This is a genomic window from Bacillus sp. G16 (genome assembly GCF_021282335.1).
In the GTDB taxonomy this organism is placed as follows: Bacteria; Bacillota; Bacilli; order Bacillales; family Bacillaceae; genus Bacillus; species Bacillus inaquosorum.
Map to the genome: position 1 here is coordinate 1 of NZ_JAJSOZ010000018.1, position 16,992 is coordinate 16,992.

The following is a 16,992-nucleotide window of genomic DNA, read 5'->3' on the forward strand; positions in this document are numbered from 1 at the left end:
ACATTTACAAAAAATTTTATTTATTCTATAATTTACTATTAATATATTTATATGTATAATAAGATTCTCCTGGCCAGGGGAATCTTATTTTTTTATGGGAGGATCATTTCATGAGGAAAAATGAGTCCAGCTTAACGTCTTTGATTTCAGCTTTTGCCCGTGCGTATCACAGCCGATATGACACGCCTCTCATTTTTGATGATTTTATTGCAAAAGAGCTTATTAACGAAAAAGAGTTTTCCGACATCAGCGAGAATATGATTCAAGGAATCACGTTTTTCAACAAAGAGATTGCTGAACGCCTGCAAAATGATCCCGAAGAAATATTAAAATGGGTTACGCAAGTCCAGCTGTCGCCCACGCCCTTAGCACGTGCTTCGTATTGCGAAAAAGTCTTACACAACGAATTGATGCTTGGAGCAAAACAGTATGTCATTCTTGGGGCCGGGCTCGATACTTTCTGTTTTCGGCATCCTGAATTGGAAAACAGCTTACAAGTTTTCGAGGTTGATCATCCGGCTACACAGCAATTCAAAAAAAATAAGCTAAAAGATGCAAATCTGACATTGCCTGAACATCTTCACTTTGTTCCTATGGATTTTACCAAAACGTTTTCGTATCAGCCTCTTATAGATAAAGGATTTGAAAACACAAAAACATTCTTTAGCCTTCTGGGAGTGTCTTATTATTTAACACGAGAAGAAAATGCAGGCTTGATCAGCAATTTATTTTCTCATGTCCCACCAGGGAGCTCTATCGTTTTTGATTATGCGGACGAAACACTCTTTACAGCAAAAGGAACATCAAATAGAGTTGAACATATGGTGAAGATGGCTGCTGCAAGCGGAGAACCGATGAAATCTTGTTTTACTTATGATGAAATTGAAAAAATGTTAGATTCATCAGGTTTGCTGATCTATGAACATCTATCACCAGCCGACATTAATGGCCTTTTCTTTGGCAATCGAACAGACTATTTGTCAGCGTTTGAAGCGATTCATTATATTCATGCCGTGAAAAAATAATTTTTTAACAGATGCCTCTCAATTTTTGGGAGGCTTTTTATGGTACTGGCATAAAAAAAGTAAGCTGCCGTCATCATACGGCAGCTTCCGCTAAAGGCTTTACCAGGATCAAAAATGATTTGCCTTTCTCATCATTTTCCGTTTTCAGCTGTTCGAAGCCGCATTGGCTCAAAAACAGTATCCATTCACTACGGTCAATGGGAACTGCCGCAAACATCGCTTTATGTTTGTCTCTAAGCGATTTGCTGATCCGTTCAATGATTATCCTCGCATGTCCCTTTTTTTCTTCAGCCGGGTCTACCAGCACTGTTCCAAGCCACGGCTTTCCGTTGGAAGGCGCCCACTCGAGATGATAGCTAACGGCAACAGGCTGACCGTCTTCTTCCCATACAAGCCATGACCCGTTGTACATGGAATAGGAGATTATATAGCTTTCTGCATCTTTCTCCCCAAACTCCTCCTCTTTCCATACAGGATGAGCCTCCGCGAGCTTCTCTAACAAGTTGAGGTCATCCTGTTCAAAAGGCCTACTTTCCAGCATGAAGATACTCTTCAAATATCGTTTTATGTATAGATGGGTTTCCGGCCAGCACACTGTGATTTTCTAAAAAGGTAAACGGCTCTCCCTCAATGGTCGTATAAATGCCTCCTACTTCATTTAACAGCACACAGCCGGCTGCATAATCCCATGGCGCAAGCCGCATCGTGATGTAAGCATCTATTCTTCCTGCCGCGACATTTGCCAGCTCTAAAGCGGCAGAACCGTAGGAGCGTGTGCCTCTGACTCTTTTCACAAGGGGCGCTAGCACACTTGAATCAATTCTTCTGTTTTCCGTTACCCATGTCGCATTAATGGCAAGAATCGCTTCTTCAATGACGGTTTCTTTTAAGGGAGCCAGCTTCGTTTCATTCATATAAGCTCCTCTGCCGCTAAATGCGTGATACAGCTCATCATGCACCACATCATAAATTAACCCGATTTTCCCTTCTCCGTTTTCAAAAATTCCGATTGAAATTGCGAAATTTCTCTGCTGGTGCACAAAATTCATCGTCCCGTCAATCGGGTCGATAATCCAGACGACTCCCTCAAGTGAGTGGAGTTTGTCCCCTTGCCCTTCTTCGCCGAGTATGCGGTGTCCCGGAAACGTTTCTTGAATGCGGTCAATGAAAAACTTTTCCGTTTCTTTGTCAATATTGGTGACTAAATCATTCGGATTTGATTTCGTTTCAATTGTCAGGCTTTCATGCATGGATTGTTTAATTCTCGCGCCTGCTTCTCTTACCCATTTCTTTGCAATTTCATCAATTTCCGTCCAATTTGTCATTCGTGCGTACCTCTCTTCTATGTAGACCTTTATTTTATAGGATACTGATAACGGCGGTGAAAAAGCAAGGAAAATGAAAAATATCCCTTCTCATGTAAAAACGAACCATTCACGCGGTTCGTTTTCACTATCGCTTTTTTACCCGTTAAGACGAATCCATTCTTTTCTGAGTCGCTCAAGTTTGTTTTTGCTTTGCTCAATCTGTTCTTCATTTTCTTTTTGCATTGCTTCATATAGGGTTGCCAATTCATAATCAACCTCTAGTCTCCAGACAGCTACACGATTGTTTTTCTCTTCCTTAAATCCCTCTTTCACAACTTGCCTCATTGTCTTTCGCCCCTTCCAGAGATCATTTGTTTGTAAAAAAGCATCCCATTTTGCCATTCAACAATGATTACTTCTTATATCGTATGATTGTTCTATTTACGCGTAACATGATTCTGAAAATTGTGTGTTTACCTACTCATTTATTACCACATTTCCCCTTTCTTCAAACGCGCTCAATCTTTTTGCCGCTCGTCCTAACTGTGATAAAATATGTATACTTAGCATGAAGGAGGAAAATCATGACACAAATGCGTTTTACGGAGGAAGACTTTAACACATTTACAATAGAAGGCTTAGACGCGCGCATGGAAGTATTAAAAGAGACGGTCCGTCCGAAGCTTACAGCTCTAGGCGAACATTTTGCCCCAACTTTATCAGCTCTAACCGGAGATGAAATGTTTCCGCATGTGGCAAAGCACGCAAGAAGATCCGTCAATCCCCCTGCTGACAGCTGGGTGGCGTTCGCAAACAGCAAAAGAGGCTATAAAAAACTGCCGCATTTTCAGATTGGTTTATGGGAAAGCCACGTATTTGTGTGGTTCGCGATTATTTATGAATCCCCTATCAAAGAAGAATACGGCAAATTGCTTGAAGCGAATCAGGAAACGATTACCAAGAATATTCCAGACAGCTTCGTTTGGTCCGCAGATCACACAAAACCGGGAGTACATAAGCAGTCTGAAATGGACAAGGAACAGCTAAAGACGTTGTTTGAGCGTTTGCAGACTATAAAGAAAGCCGAGCTGTTATGCGGCATCCAGCTTCAAAAAGAAGAAGTGCTGAATATGAATAACCAGGAATTCCTTCAGCGTATCGACGATGCCTTCCAGCAGCTTGCTTTTCTGTACCGTTTTACCCAAAAAGTATCACAAGCATAAAAAAGAGCCGGGATATCACCCGGCTCTTTTTCTTACATCTTAATCTTCGCCTGATCAGACTCTCTTGCTTGTTTGACCGTACGATAAGGAGAGTATGTACTTTGTTTTTCAAACTCGCTGCATAGCTTTTTCTCCTCGGCCTTCCCCGGGACAATCTCCTTGAAACGGCGGTAAGCTTTAAGCAGCTCTTCACGATCTGCGCCTTTTTCATATGCATGCTCAACCTGCTGGAAAAACGCAATCACATCTACTGCTTCTTCGGTTGTCCAATCTTCATTCATCGGATATTGGTATTCCATTTTCTTCACTCCTTATAGATTTGCTTCCCTTAAGAGAAAGCATCTTCATTTGATCATAAATTGTTCTTTACATTCTTTCAAGTTCATAATATAATTCATTTGTTTTACGTCTAAAAAACGGTTGAGAAACTGATTTTAATACACACTATTATGCATAGGTATGATTACAAAGGTGGGAAAACAATTGTCGCAACATGAAACACCCTTATACACAGGACTGAAAAAGCATGCAAGCAGACAGCCTGTTCAATTCCACATTCCCGGCCATAAAAAAGGGGCAGGAATGGACCCAGAATTCAGACAATTTATCGGTGAAAACGCGTTAAGCATAGATTTAATCAATATTGAACCATTAGATGACCTGCACGCGCCAAAAGGCATCATTAAACAAGCACAGGATCTGGCGGCTGAAGCATTTGGCGCGGACCACACATTTTTTTCTGTTCAAGGAACAAGCGGCGCCATTATGACAATGGTGATGGCTGTTTGCGGACCTGGAGATAAAATTATTATTCCAAGAAATGTGCACAAATCAATTATGACAGCTATTGTATTTTCCGGAGCGATCCCAATCTTTATTCATCCTGAAATTGACAATGAATTGGGCATCTCCCACGGCATTACACTCGAATCTGCTAAACGGGCACTTACCGAGCACCCAGATGCAAAAGGGCTTCTCGTCATCAACCCGACATATTTCGGTGTTGCAGCCGACTTAAAAAGCATCGTAGAACTCGCTCATTCGTTCGATGTGCCGGTGCTTGTTGATGAAGCACACGGCGTTCATATTCATTTTCACGATGAATTGCCGCTTTCAGCTATGCAGGCAGGAGCAGACATAGCAGCGACAAGTGTCCACAAACTGGGCGGATCACTGACACAAAGCTCTATTTTAAACATGAGAGAAGGCCTTGTATCTAAAGACAGAGTGCAATCCATCCTGAGCATGCTGACAACAACGTCAACATCTTACTTGCTTCTCGCCTCTCTGGATGTTGCCAGAAAACGCCTTGCAACAGAAGGCCATCAGCTTGCTGAGGAGACACTGAAGCTTGCCAACCAGACGAGAGATCGCCTCAATCAGATTGAAGGCATTTATTGTGTCGGTTCTGAGATGCTTGGTTCGAAAGCAGCTTACAGCTATGACCCGACAAAATTGATTATCTCTGTCAAAAATCTTGGGCTTACAGGTCATGACGTTGAAAAATGGCTTCGTGAATCCTTTAATATTGAAGTTGAGCTTTCTGATCTGTACAATATTTTGTGTATTTTCACCCCTGGTGACAGCCAAAATGATGCAGACCGGCTTGTAGAGGCTTTAACGGAGATCGCACATCAAATGTCAGAACAAGATGTAACACATCAGCAAACTGAGGTTTTGCTTCCGGAAATTCCTTTATTGGCAATGACACCGCGTGATGCTTTCTATGCAAATACGGAAGTCATCCCATTAAAAGAAGCATCCGGACGGATTATCGCTGAATTTGTCATGGTATATCCGCCTGGTATTCCAATCTTCATTCCAGGTGAGATTATTACAGAAGAAAACATCAGCTACATTTTCAAGAACCTCGACGCAGGTCTCCCTGTTCAAGGGCCTGAGGACTCGACGCTAAACATGATCCGGGTCATTAAAGAGCAAAAAGCGATTCAATAAATAAAAAGCATGCGGCTTGAGCCGCATGCTTTTTTTACTCTTCATCAACAGGACATTGACATTGTCCGCAGCATGTTCCGTATAATGTTGTCACTTTCTCATCTTCAAAGTAATGAATGGCTTCGTTGCAATCTTGGCAAACAATCGTACCCATCTCTCATTCCCCATTTCTTTGAAATTTGAAAACGCTTAATTTCTTTTGTTGCTATTATATTAATATGTCACATTTAAAATGTCAACAACAAATTGTATAACACATTTATTTCTATACCCTTATATATAGCATATTTTTTCGTCTTCCATCACACTATATCTTCTTCATTCAACAGCTTTAATCGATACATATGCCAAAACACATTTATAATTTCATGTTTTCTTGAACGTTTATTGAAGAACTACAGCGATAAATCCTATATACCCCCAGATCGCTATTTTAAACGATTGATATGATATGTAATGTCACTTTAAAAACGGTTTCAATTATATAACAATTAGGTAACAAGAAGCAGTTTAAGCCGCCTCTCATGATAAACTAAAACTAGTTTACTATTGTTTATACAGAGGAGAAGATAGATGCGATATCGCGCGGTATTCCCCATACTGATAATAGTATTTGCTTTATCGGGCTGTACGCTTTCCACCATCAATCCGATGAAAAAAAGCCGGATTGACAACATTCATCATACACAAATCCTGTTTTTTTCTGATGAAAACCAAATTGACCAGGAAGCGCCATATTATGATGCACTGCTTGATTTAGAAAAAGATTATCCTGAGCAAATAGATAAAATGAAGGTCTATGATAACAAAGAGGGCTGGGAAGATGAGATTGAAACCGTCCCTACCCTTATGGTTGTGGATCAGCGCCATGTCGTGGTGAAAATCGAGGGATGTGTGAAAAAGAAAGAAGACATCATTAAACCATTACAGCATGTGCTGTCAAAATAAAAAAACAGCCCCGCTTTGAGCGAGGGCTGTTTTTGATATGAGCATTATTTTACGATGTGAATCGGACTTCCGATTGCTACTTCAGCTGCTTCCATTGTGATTTCGCCCAATGTTGGGTGAGCGTGAATTGTCATCGCGATATCTTCAGCAGTCATGCCGCCTTCGATCGCTAAGCTTAATTCAGAAATCATGTCAGAAGCACTTGCGCCGGCGATTTGCGCACCGATCACAAGACCGTCCTCTTTACGAGTGATCAGCTTCATGAAGCCGTCTGTTTCGTTAAGAGAAAGCGCACGGCCGTTTGCTGCAAATGGGAATTTAGCAGCAACGATATCAAGACCTTCTTCTTTCGCCTGCGCTTCAGTGTAACCAACTGATGCAAGTTCAGGCTCAGAGAAGACAACCGCAGGAATACCAAGGTAATCGATTTCTGCAGGCTCTCCAGCGATAGCTTCTGCTGCGATTTTACCTTCGTAAGATGCTTTGTGAGCAAGCGGCGGTCCTTCGATGATATCACCGATTGCATAAATGTTAGGTACGTTTGTGCGGCACTGTTTGTCAGTTTTCACGACACCGCGGTCCGTCATTTCAATACCGACTTGCTCAAGACCAAGCTCGTCAGTGTTTGGACGGCGTCCTACTGTAATCAGTACGTAATCAGCATCAACAGTTTTTTCTTCGCCTTTTACTTCAAAAGTAACTGTTACGCCGTCTGGTCTTTCTTCAACGCCTTTAGCCATCGCATTTGTATGGATTTCAACGTTGCCTTTTTTCTTCAGTCTGCGTGTAACGAGAGAGCTCATTTGTTTTTCGAAGCCAGGAAGAATTTCATCTCCGCCTTCAAGAATAACAAGCTCAGTTCCGAAGTTAGCATACGCAGTTCCAAGCTCAGTTCCGATGTAGCCGCCGCCGATAACAACGAGCTTCTTAGGAATTTCTTTAAGAGCCAAAGCGCCTGTTGAATTTAGGACACGCTCAGTATATTTGAAGTTTGGCAATTCGATAGGACGAGAACCAGTTGCAATGATTGCGTTTTTGAACGTGTATGTTTGAGCAGAGTTCTCATCCATAACACGAACTGAATTGCTGTCTACAAAGTAAGCTTCACCTTTTACAACATCTACTTTGTTGCCTTTAAGAAGACCTGCTACACCGCCAGTAAGCTTGTTTACAACAGAAGCTTTCCATTCTTGAACTTTTGTGAAATCAACTGATACGTTTTCAGCAGTGATTCCCATGTCGTCAGAATGCTTTGCATTCTCATAACGGTGGCCTGCATTGATCAGCGCTTTTGAAGGGATACATCCAACGTTCAGACAAACGCCTCCAAGAGTTGCTTTTTCAACGACTGTTACTTTTTGTCCAAGCTGTGCAGCGCGGATGGCAGCTACATAGCCGCCAGGTCCCGCACCAATTACAAGAGTATCTGTTTCAATAGGGAAATCTCCTACTACCATAACATTACGCCTCCATTAAAATTAATTGTGGATCGTTCAGTAAACGCTTGATGTGATTTAATGCATTTTGCGCAGTTGCTCCGTCGATCATACGGTGGTCGAAGCTGAGAGAAAGAGCTAAGACTGGAGCTGCTACGATTTCGCCATCACGAACAATCGCTTTTTCTGCAATGCGTCCGATACCAAGAATCGCAACTTCTGGATGGTTGATAACCGGAGTGAACCATTGTCCGCCGGCAGAACCGATGTTTGTAATTGTGCAAGATGCGCCTTTCATTTCAGCTGGAGCAAGCTTGCCTTCACGAGCTTTTGTTGCAAGGCCATTGATCTCATCAGAAATTTCAAAGACAGATTTACGATCTGCATTTTTCACAACCGGTACAAGCAAACCTTTTTCAGTGTCTGCAGCGATACCGATGTTGAAGTAATGTTTTTGGATTACTTCATCTGTTTTATCGTCAATTGACGTGTTTAAAACAGGGAATTTTTTCAGTGCAGATGTAAGAGATTTTACAACGTAAGGCAAGTAAGTCAGCTTGATTCCTTGATCAGCAGCAACCTGTTTGAACTGTTTACGATGTGCAACAAGGTTTGTTACGTCCACTTCGTCCATTAACGTTACGTGAGGAGCAGTGTGTTTAGAGTTAACCATCGCTTTCGCAATTGCTTTACGGATACCGCTCATTTTTTCGCGTGTTTCTGGGAATTCGCCCTCTGGAGCTGGTGCAGCAGCCGGTTTAGCAGCTGTTTCTTGTGGTGCAGCTGTTTCTTGCGGCGCAGCTTCTTGCGCTCCTCCGTTTACAAAGCTGTCGATATCTTCTTTTACAACACGTCCATTGTTGCCTGAACCAGTTACTTTACGGATGTCTACGCCTTTTTCACGAGCATATTTACGTACAGAAGGCATAGCGATCACGCGTTTGTTCGGGTCAACTTCAGCTTGATCCTGCTGTCCTGCGCCAGTTGCTTTTGCAGGTTCTTTCGGACGCTCTTCTTTAGAGATATCTTGTCCCGCTTCGGCAGTTGATTGAACTTGTGCCTCAGTTTTTGCCTCCCCTGAATCATGGCTTCCTTTAAATTGAAGATCTTCGTACCCAGGTGCATCAAACGTAATAATCGTTTGTCCAACAGTTGCAACCGTTCCCTCTTCAACTTTTAATTCTAATACTTTTCCTTTAACAGGTGAAGGAATTTCTACTACTGCTTTATCATTTTGGACTTCCGCCAGTACATCATCTTCGTCTACCTCATCGTTAGGCTTGACAAACCATTTTACGATTTCGCCTTCGTGGATACCTTCCCCGATATCTGGAAGTTTAAATTCAAATGCCACAGTTTTCGACCTCCTAGTTTGATTAAGCAATTTTAAAGTTTACATCGTAAGCATTGAAAACAGATATATAATGGAGGGAAAACGTCCATCTTCCCTCTGAATTATGCAATTTGATTAAAATTCAAGTACTTTTCTTGCTGTTTCAAGAACGTCTTTATAGTTTGGAAGCCATACGCTCTCTGCTTGGGAGAAAGGAAATACTGTATCAGGCGCAGCCACTCGAAGTACAGGTGCTTCCAAGCTCAAGATCGCACGGTCATTAATTTCTGCTACCACATTAGCAGCAACACCGGCCTGTTTTTGCGCCTCTTGAACTACAATCGCGCGGCCTGTTTTTTCTACAGATGCGATGATTGTATCGATATCAAGTGGACTGACAGTACGAAGATCAATTACCTCAGCAGAAACGCCGTCTTTCTCAAGCTCCTCAGCAGCTTTTAATGATTCATGAACCATTGCGCCGTAAGTGATGATTGAAAGGTCAGTACCTTCACGTTTCACGTCAGCTTTGCCAAGCTCAATTGTGTATTCTTCTTCAGGAACTTCCTGACGGAAAGAACGGTAAAGCTTCATGTGCTCTAAGAAAACAACAGGATCATTGTCTCTGATTGCAGAAATTAAAAGTCCTTTGGCATCGTAAGGAGTTGACGGAATGACAACTTTGATACCAGGCTGCTGTGCAATAAGACCTTCTAAGCTATCAGCATGAAGCTCAGGAGTATGAACACCGCCGCCGAACGGAGAACGAATTGTTACAGGTGAAGTCCAGCGTCCGCCAGAACGGTAACGAAGACGGGCCATTTGTCCAGAAATAGAATCCATTACCTCATAAACGAATCCAAAGAATTGGATTTCCATAACAGGACGGTAATCCTGCAAACCTAAGCCGAGAGCAAGCCCGCCAATTCCAGACTCTGCAAGCGGCGTATCAAATACGCGATCCTCACCGAATTCTTTTTGAAGGCCTTCAGTTGCCCGGAAAACGCCCCCTGCAACGCCTACATCCTCTCCAAAAAGCAGAACGTTTTCATTGTTCTTCAGTTCTGTGCGTAACGCATCAGTGATCGCTTGAATCATTGTCATTTGCGCCATGGCTTATTTCGACTCCTTTTCTTTGTAAATTTCAAATTGTTCTTTTAAGTTAAATGTCGGCTCTTCGAACATATTCTCAATTAACTCTGTTACTTTTGGTTTTGGTTCGCTGTCAGCTTTTTTGATGGCCTGTTTGATTTCTTCTTTAGCCTGTTCGATGACTTTATTCTCTTCTTCTTCAGACCATAGCCCTTTATTCTCTAGGAACTTGCGGAAGCGTACGAGCGGGTCTTTAAGTTCCCATTCGTTTTCTATTTCTTTTGTACGGTACTTAGTCGGATCGTCTCCAGACATTGTATGTGGTCCGTAACGGAATGTAAGAGTTTCAATCAAGGTCGGACCTTCACCGTTAATTGCACGTTGGCGTGCTTCTGCTGTTGCAGCGTAAACAGCCAGGGCATCCATTCCATCAACTTGAACACCTGTAATACCGGCTGCAACTGCTTTTTGGGCAATTGTCTGTGCTGATGATTGCTTTTCTACAGGCGTTGAAATCGCATATCGGTTGTTTTGCACGACGAAAATCGCTGGCGCTTTAAATGCTCCGGCAAAGTTCATCCCTTCATAAAAGTCACCTTGTGAAGCTCCGCCGTCTCCTGTATAAGTGATCGCTACCGATTTTTTACCTCGCTTTTTAAGTCCTAAAGCTACACCTGCTGTTTGAATGATTTGTGCGCCGATGATAATTTGAGGTGATAACGCATTTACTCCCTCAGGCATTTGGTTGCCTTTAAAATGACCTCTTGAGAATAGGAACGCTTGGTATAAAGGAAGTCCGTGCCAAATCAGCTGAGGGACATCACGATAACCAGGAAGAATAAAGTCATCCTGCTCAAGGGCAAAGTGTGATGCAATTTGAGAAGCCTCTTGACCTGCTGTAGGCGCGTAGAAACCTAAACGTCCTTGACGTGATAGAGAAATCGAACGCTGGTCTAAAATGCGGATGTATACCATTCTTCTCATTAATTCTTTTAGTTGATCGTCTGAAAGATCGGGCATTGCCTCTTTATTTACGACTTCTCCTTCAGCATTTAAAATTCGAAACGTTTCAAACTGCTTATTAATAGCGTCAAATTGTTTTTTGCTATCAACAATTGAAGTTTTTGTCTTTGCAGCCATCTTTTAAACCACCTCTTCTTTTGTTTAAACGGGGTTTGATACCGTTCATAATCCGTATTAAAAACAGTCTTATCATGCTCTGCAATTCTAAAATTAATCATTCAGAAAATCACAAAAAATAAGCAAAGATAATGACGTTTAAACTGTACTAATAAAAATAACTTTTTTATTAGTACAATAATCAACAAACATAGTTTACAGCAATTCCACAGAGCCGTCAATTATTTATAAACTAAAATTGAAACCGCTTTGAAAATAGGGAGAGCACGAAAAAAACTGTACTATAAAAGATGCGAAACTGTATTATAAAAACGGAATGTTGTAATACAGTTAAAAAAGTGAAAAAAATAAAATAAGTTTTTTAATGAGCTGTTACGAACCGTAAAGTGTCGGGGAAGTAAACGCAGTGTGAATAAAGAGGAGGTATTTTTGGGTTCCGCCTGCTTGGCAGGCGGAACCCAAAAATACTTTTACTAATTTTAATCTGTTATCCGTTTATTCAATGCCAGCCCACACAATGTTCAGCGGAGTTAAAACAGCATGAGGATTAAACTCTGAAATCGGCGTGAAAAACACATACGTAAACTCTTCTGCCGGATCTGAAAAAAGACCGCACCACCCCATTCCGAGATGCGAAAAGGTTCCTTCACTCATAAAATAATGTTCCCCGGCAGGCCATAGATTGATTCCTAAACCAAAATCCCCTTTTTCTCTCGGAGCTCCGAAGAAGTAAAAGGGAAGTCCCTCCTTTATTTGATTTCGCAACATAGACTCGACTGTTTTTTTACCAAGTAGTTTCTTCTCTTCAAACCGGCCTTTATTTCTAAACATTTCTGCCAGCTTCCAAATGTCTTTCAATGTCGAATACAGCCCTGTAGTCGCTTTATTCGGAAAGTAGGGGTGTCGTTCTTCAACCAGCTGCTCACTCTCGTTATTATTGATAATACAAACTTCAGATTTTAAAGCATTAGGGACATAAAAAAATGTTCTATCCATACCAAGCGCTTTAATAATATGCTTTGTCACATACTCTTCGTAAGACATACCGGTTACTTTTGAAATGATTATTCCTAAAATAACAAATCCAGTTCTGGAATAATTCCAGGCCTCATCAACTTTGTACTCTAGAGGCGTATTGACCAGATAAGCGACCCATTCATCCTCATTTGTTAAGTCAATGCCATTTGCCTTTTGAAGATCCAGATCAAAAGCCAATCCTGCCGTATGAGTAAGCAGATGAAGTATTTTAATTTCGTTAAATCCAGGTTTATCAAATGCAGAGAGAAATAGTTTAATAGGCATTTTTAAGTCGAGCAGTCCCTTTTCCACCAGCTGCATAACAGCAATTGCGGTAAAGACTTTTGTTAGAGAACCAATTTCTCTGATTGAATCAAGTTTGAATTTTTTCGTCTCATTCTCTTTACCCAGAAACTCTCCAAGCGAATCGGCTGCAAAGATTTCTCCGCCCCTTGACATAATGTAACTTGCACATTGTAAGTCTCCATCATCTATCATAGTCTGATAGTGACGGCGAAGCGCGTCAATTTGCTTGGTATCAAAAGCTGGATTACTCAATGTATGTTTCACAGTTGTTTCTCCCCTTATAGAATTATCGTTTTAGACTTTCTAAATAAATATGTTCAATTCTTTATAAAATCAATGACAGTCTTATTAAATTCTCTTGGATGTGTAACATTAGGAAGATGTCCCGCTCCTTCGATTTCCTTTGAAACGGCATTTGTAAGATATTTCTGAAGCAAGTTTGTCTCCTCTATGTCAACAACAGCTTCATTCTCACCTGTAAGTATAAGTGTTCTTGTTTTAATCTCCTTTAAAAAACTTATAGTAGAATAACCTTCTCTATTATGAATCTCCATGAAGTGCTCAATAGATGCATTTAAAAATTGATTGCTATATAACATTTCATATTCATTCAATCTACCGATGTTTGCAAAATCCTCCTTAAGCTTTTCCTCCACACTATGGTCAGGATCTTCTTTATAGGTGGTGTAACCGCCTGATAGAGTCAGTGTTTTCACTTTTTCAGGATATTCATAGGCTATTCTTTGCCCTACCATTCCTCCCCAAGAAGCTGCTGCAATGTGAATTGGCCATGTTACTCCTATATCTTCTAACACCTCAATAAAAGCACTACTTAAACCACTCAATGTAAAATCATCACTTCCTTTACTCAATCCATAACCTGGGGTGTGTATGACGATTACATTAAAATGATTCGCCCACTCCTTTATTTGCTCTTTCCACATATAAGCCGTCGTTGCAAAACCGCAAATAAGTAAAATTGTTTCTCCTTTTCCGCTCATCACTATTTCCATATTACGCACATTTGCAGTGTTTATCAGAAAATGAACTGTCTCCATTTTCCTGTTCTGATAAAATGAGATCAGTTTTTTAGCGGCATCTATATGATGATTTTGCGAAGGAACACCTTTTTTTATTCTGCTCCAAAAGTTTAAATAATCATCAAGATCGCTGTTGTCTGCTGTGCCCAGTAACTGAACGGCAGAGCCTGTTTTTTCGGGAATGTACGATGAAGCATCTATATCTGCTGCTATCGATGAGTCTCTTACAAGCACTACCCCTGAACTGGAAGGTAACGGTTGAAAGTATGTTATTACTTTTTCTTTTTGTCCATATAACACAATCATTTGATGGCCGGTCTGAGCAAGCGACCTTTTTATAGCTTCTATTCCGTAAAAAGTTTCTAGCGGGTGCAGACCGAGATGGGTTTTCATAATTTTCTGTACTTCATTATCTATTGACATACCTCCGTTTTTCCAAAAAGGCCAATTTACAGAGATTGTTTTACCTTGTCTTCCTGCTGTCTTTCTTATACATTCTCTCCATTCTGCAAAATTGTCTAAAAAACTATTGGCATACGCGTAATCTGCTTGCCCCAAGCTTCCTATTTCCGCGGAAATAGAGGAAAATAAAACAAAAAAGTCTAAAGGCATATCGGCGAGTGCCTCGTCCAAATGAATGACTCCGCTTATTTTAGATTGAAGCACCGAATGTACATCATCGTCCGTTTTATTCATAATAAAAGAATCTCTGATTACACCGGCACTATAAAAAACGCCATTAATTTTCGCAAAGTCTGAATAGACTTTTTCGAGTAATTGGGTTACTTGTTTTTTAACTGTCATGTCAGCTTGAATATAGGTGATTTTTATACCGCGGGAACGAATCTTTTCTAATTTTTCTTCCATCTTTGGAGTCAGTTCTGACCGGCCAGCAATAACAACATTGGCGCGAATATCTGAATAAATAAATTTTGAAAATATCCAGCCAATGCCGCTTAATCCGCCAATTACAAGGTAGACCCCGTTTTTTATTAATGTTGCTTCTGTCTTATGCATTGTTACTGACGGGACTTCTCTATATTTTGAGACAAATCTTCTATTGTTTTCATACTTAACGGTTTGATTAAAATCTCCATTTATTTCATCGAGTAATACAGGTGCTATTTGGATGGTTTGATTTGTTGTAAACTCTATTGTTTTGCATTCAATATTCGGCTGCTCTGCTTGCAAAGTTTTAAAAAAGCCTGAGACAGCCGCATAAGACGGATTCGTATATTGATATTTGGTATACATGTACAGAAATTTTAATCTGCTGGTTAATTTTTGACTCAGTAAAGCTTTACTTACATAAAGAACAGAATAAAAACTGTGTGTTAAATCCGGATCTAATCTGTTATCCTGGGTTTCTTTTGACAAAAAGTGAATAATTGTCTCGGGAAATAGTCCTGATAACTTTACATCATTTAATATTCTCATGTAATGCTCAGGATTTTCAGGATGGAATTTGTAATGCCTATCACTTATTTTAAGATACTCGGAATCGGCTTGTGCATAAATAACAGTTTTACTGCCTGCATACTTTTGAATATCATCACTCATAGATCGTTCAAAATCTAAAATTAAGATATTACCTTTAGGAACACCTTCAGATAATAAAGGCGACTCGATCCACTCTTTTTGCATATATATATTTTCCAAATGCCCTGCATCAGGTGCTTCCTTGCTTTGTTTTTTATCTTCTTCTGATTCCGTTTGTGTTACCATCTCATATTTTTCTTCTAAATAACTTGCCAAATCATGAATATTGTTATAATCAAATAATAAAGTCGGGTATAACGAAGCACCAATTTTTTCTTCTATCATTTTAGATATCTGCAATAGCTGTCTTGAATCAAGACCCAATTCATAAAACGACCGATATTGGTTCACTTCATATGCTGAGGTCCTTGTTAAACCACCAATAATAAACGCCAACTCATTGGATAAAGTTTCTTTGAAATCTGTTTTCGTAACAGATGCTGCAGGCGGCATGATTTTGTCACCATATTTCCCACACAGGTATTCAGTTAATTCTCCAATTGTAGAGTAATCAAATAATAATGTTGGATACAGCTTGGTCTGCAAAAGTTGTTCTAATGTTTTAGACAAGTTTAATAACTGTTTAGAGTCTAATCCAAGTTCATAAAATGTGATATCAGTTTTGACAGATTCTTCGGGCTTTTGAATCATGGCCGCTACCTGTTTAATAAGACTCTTGTCGAGAGAATCATCCGCAATTTTAATGTCTCTATCCTCTGCATCTTTTATTCCCTTGTATTCCAGCCTTTGTATTGACTCCTCGTTCCTAACTCTTTTCACACCGAACCGTTCATAATAAAAAGAAAGTTCACCATCCGAGTTGTATACTTGTATATCCGCATATAAAATATCTTTAGAAGACGGCTGCGTGATATTATTTTTATCAATATAAACAAAACAAGTCTCACCCGTTTTATTCAGAGAACGAAAAGTTTCAATATAAATCGGAATAAACGCATCGTTTAATGCATCGGATTCAGCAGACGCAAGCACTCCCAGAAGGCTTAAAGAGCCATCCAGAAAAGCGGGATGCAAATAAAAATCATCAATATACTCTTTTGCAAGTCCGCTTAAACTGACCTCTCCCAGAATATAATCTTTCCCTTCATACACTGTCCCTTCTAGTTTCATAAACTCTTTATGGATTAAGCCGCCTTTCCGCAAATTACTATAAGCGGTTTCAGCATCTGTTGTTCGGAGTGCCCCTTTCTTTAAATCCTCAGGCCGGATTTTTTTTTCGCTTCCCTGTTGCCCTCCGCTGGTGATTTCCGCCTGCAAATTGACTGACACTTCATGATCTGCAACATTTCTATCGATCCATTTTCTGCTAACAGTTTCAACTAGCCATCCATTCTTTTGTTCCGTAAACTGAAAGGTAACTTTTTTATCAAATTGGGCAGAAGTTGCAACCGGTTCCTGAAATAATACATGTTTGATTTCAAAGCTTCTAGTGTTAATCCCTTTTGCAGATAAAAATCTTGTAATTAAATCTAAATATGTAACGCCGGGAACGGTGTGCACTTGATGAAGGACATGGTCTGTGACTATATAATCGTCATTTTTGACTAACACGCTGAACCTCATGTAATTCGACAACCTTTCTTCTTTTGCAATTTAAAGAAACAGAGTG

The 16,992-nt window shown here is 40.3% G+C and carries 15 protein-coding genes; 4 read left to right on the forward strand and 11 right to left on the reverse strand.

The window, feature by feature from the left end; genetic code table 11:
- Positions 1-110 precede the first annotated feature (110 nt).
- Positions 111-1,025: a class I SAM-dependent methyltransferase gene (locus LWH95_RS17820; protein ID WP_232920095.1), complete on the forward strand. Its 915-nt coding sequence runs from the start codon at positions 111-113 to the stop codon at positions 1,023-1,025.
- A 73-nt stretch (positions 1,026-1,098) separates the two neighbouring features.
- Here LWH95_RS17820 and LWH95_RS17825 read toward each other — a convergent pair whose 3' ends face one another.
- The 3 genes from LWH95_RS17825 to LWH95_RS17835 form a co-directional block, all read right to left on the reverse strand.
- Positions 1,099-1,527, reverse strand: coding sequence for a GNAT family N-acetyltransferase (locus LWH95_RS17825; RefSeq protein WP_133487584.1), 429 nt, complete (start codon positions 1,525-1,527; stop codon positions 1,099-1,101).
- Positions 1,528-1,552: 25 nt separating this feature from the next.
- Positions 1,553-2,350 carry an inositol-1-monophosphatase gene (gene suhB, locus LWH95_RS17830; protein WP_019258302.1) on the reverse strand — a complete coding sequence of 266 codons (798 nt, stop codon included), beginning with the start codon at positions 2,348-2,350 and terminating at the stop codon, positions 1,553-1,555.
- Between the two features lie 138 nt (positions 2,351-2,488).
- The gene (locus LWH95_RS17835) at positions 2,489-2,677 is read right to left on the reverse strand and encodes a hypothetical protein (RefSeq protein ID WP_009967148.1); all 189 of its coding nucleotides are present in this window, start codon (positions 2,675-2,677) and stop codon (positions 2,489-2,491) included.
- Between the two features lie 239 nt (positions 2,678-2,916).
- On the opposite strand from LWH95_RS17835, the gene LWH95_RS17840 reads away from it, so the two are divergent.
- Positions 2,917-3,555 carry a YktB family protein gene (locus LWH95_RS17840; RefSeq protein ID WP_003238795.1) on the forward strand — a complete coding sequence of 213 codons (639 nt, stop codon included), beginning with the start codon at positions 2,917-2,919 and terminating at the stop codon, positions 3,553-3,555.
- A 32-nt stretch (positions 3,556-3,587) separates the two neighbouring features.
- Here LWH95_RS17840 and LWH95_RS17845 read toward each other — a convergent pair whose 3' ends face one another.
- Positions 3,588-3,854: a UPF0223 family protein gene (locus LWH95_RS17845; RefSeq protein WP_232920096.1), complete on the reverse strand. Its 267-nt coding sequence runs from the start codon at positions 3,852-3,854 to the stop codon at positions 3,588-3,590.
- A 184-nt stretch (positions 3,855-4,038) separates the two neighbouring features.
- Between LWH95_RS17845 and speA the strand changes: the two genes are divergently transcribed.
- On the forward strand, positions 4,039-5,511 hold the full coding sequence (gene speA / locus LWH95_RS17850; protein WP_232920097.1) for an arginine decarboxylase: 1,473 nt from the start codon (positions 4,039-4,041) through the stop codon (positions 5,509-5,511).
- 34 nt (positions 5,512-5,545) lie between these two features.
- Here speA and LWH95_RS17855 read toward each other — a convergent pair whose 3' ends face one another.
- Positions 5,546-5,665, reverse strand: a complete 120-nt coding sequence (locus tag LWH95_RS17855; RefSeq protein WP_003232305.1) for a GapA-binding peptide SR1P — start codon at positions 5,663-5,665, stop codon at positions 5,546-5,548.
- Between the two features lie 419 nt (positions 5,666-6,084).
- On the opposite strand from LWH95_RS17855, the gene slp reads away from it, so the two are divergent.
- Positions 6,085-6,459 (forward strand): peptidoglycan-associated lipoprotein Slp, encoded by a 375-nt coding sequence (slp, locus tag LWH95_RS17860; RefSeq protein ID WP_003238801.1) that lies wholly within the window; start codon positions 6,085-6,087, stop codon positions 6,457-6,459.
- Positions 6,460-6,503: 44 nt separating this feature from the next.
- Here slp and lpdA read toward each other — a convergent pair whose 3' ends face one another.
- The 6 genes from lpdA to LWH95_RS17890 form a co-directional block, all read right to left on the reverse strand.
- Positions 6,504-7,916 carry a dihydrolipoyl dehydrogenase gene (gene lpdA / locus LWH95_RS17865; protein WP_003222288.1) on the reverse strand — a complete coding sequence of 471 codons (1,413 nt, stop codon included), beginning with the start codon at positions 7,914-7,916 and terminating at the stop codon, positions 6,504-6,506.
- Between the two features lie 4 nt (positions 7,917-7,920).
- A complete protein-coding gene (gene pdhC, locus LWH95_RS17870; RefSeq protein WP_232920098.1) occupies positions 7,921-9,249 on the reverse strand; it encodes a pyruvate dehydrogenase complex dihydrolipoyllysine-residue acetyltransferase in 1,329 nt (442 codons plus the stop codon).
- 114 nt (positions 9,250-9,363) lie between these two features.
- Positions 9,364-10,341, reverse strand: coding sequence for a pyruvate dehydrogenase complex E1 component subunit beta (pdhB, locus tag LWH95_RS17875; RefSeq protein WP_003238805.1), 978 nt, complete (start codon positions 10,339-10,341; stop codon positions 9,364-9,366).
- Positions 10,342-10,344: 3 nt separating this feature from the next.
- The gene (gene pdhA / locus LWH95_RS17880; RefSeq protein WP_003238806.1) at positions 10,345-11,460 is read right to left on the reverse strand and encodes a pyruvate dehydrogenase (acetyl-transferring) E1 component subunit alpha; all 1,116 of its coding nucleotides are present in this window, start codon (positions 11,458-11,460) and stop codon (positions 10,345-10,347) included.
- Positions 11,461-11,955: 495 nt separating this feature from the next.
- A complete protein-coding gene (locus LWH95_RS17885) occupies positions 11,956-13,047 on the reverse strand; it encodes a serine hydrolase domain-containing protein (RefSeq protein ID WP_032732067.1) in 1,092 nt (363 codons plus the stop codon).
- A 53-nt stretch (positions 13,048-13,100) separates the two neighbouring features.
- Complete coding sequence (locus tag LWH95_RS17890; protein ID WP_269802392.1) at positions 13,101-16,946, reverse strand: alpha/beta fold hydrolase; 3,846 nt, start codon at positions 16,944-16,946, stop codon at positions 13,101-13,103.
- Between the last annotated feature and the right edge of the window lie 46 nt (positions 16,947-16,992).

What these genes read in the sequence shown, in the direction of transcription:
- LWH95_RS17845 (WP_232920096.1), bottom strand. Translation starts at nt 3,854, where the DNA reads ATGGAATACCAATATCCGATGAATGAAGATTGGACAACCGAAGAAGCA.
- LWH95_RS17890 (WP_269802392.1), bottom strand. Translation starts at nt 16,946, where the DNA reads ATGAGGTTCAGCGTGTTAGTCAAAAATGACGATTATATAGTCACAGAC.
- LWH95_RS17820 (WP_232920095.1), top strand. Translation starts at nt 111, where the DNA reads ATGAGGAAAAATGAGTCCAGCTTAACGTCTTTGATTTCAGCTTTTGCC.
- LWH95_RS17855 (WP_003232305.1), bottom strand. Translation starts at nt 5,665, where the DNA reads ATGGGTACGATTGTTTGCCAAGATTGCAACGAAGCCATTCATTACTTT.
- pdhA (WP_003238806.1), bottom strand. Translation starts at nt 11,460, where the DNA reads ATGGCTGCAAAGACAAAAACTTCAATTGTTGATAGCAAAAAACAATTT.
- slp (WP_003238801.1), top strand. Translation starts at nt 6,085, where the DNA reads ATGCGATATCGCGCGGTATTCCCCATACTGATAATAGTATTTGCTTTA.
- suhB (WP_019258302.1), bottom strand. Translation starts at nt 2,350, where the DNA reads ATGACAAATTGGACGGAAATTGATGAAATTGCAAAGAAATGGGTAAGA.
- LWH95_RS17840 (WP_003238795.1), top strand. Translation starts at nt 2,917, where the DNA reads ATGACACAAATGCGTTTTACGGAGGAAGACTTTAACACATTTACAATA.
- LWH95_RS17835 (WP_009967148.1), bottom strand. Translation starts at nt 2,677, where the DNA reads ATGAGGCAAGTTGTGAAAGAGGGATTTAAGGAAGAGAAAAACAATCGT.
- lpdA (WP_003222288.1), bottom strand. Translation starts at nt 7,916, where the DNA reads ATGGTAGTAGGAGATTTCCCTATTGAAACAGATACTCTTGTAATTGGT.
- pdhB (WP_003238805.1), bottom strand. Translation starts at nt 10,341, where the DNA reads ATGGCGCAAATGACAATGATTCAAGCGATCACTGATGCGTTACGCACA.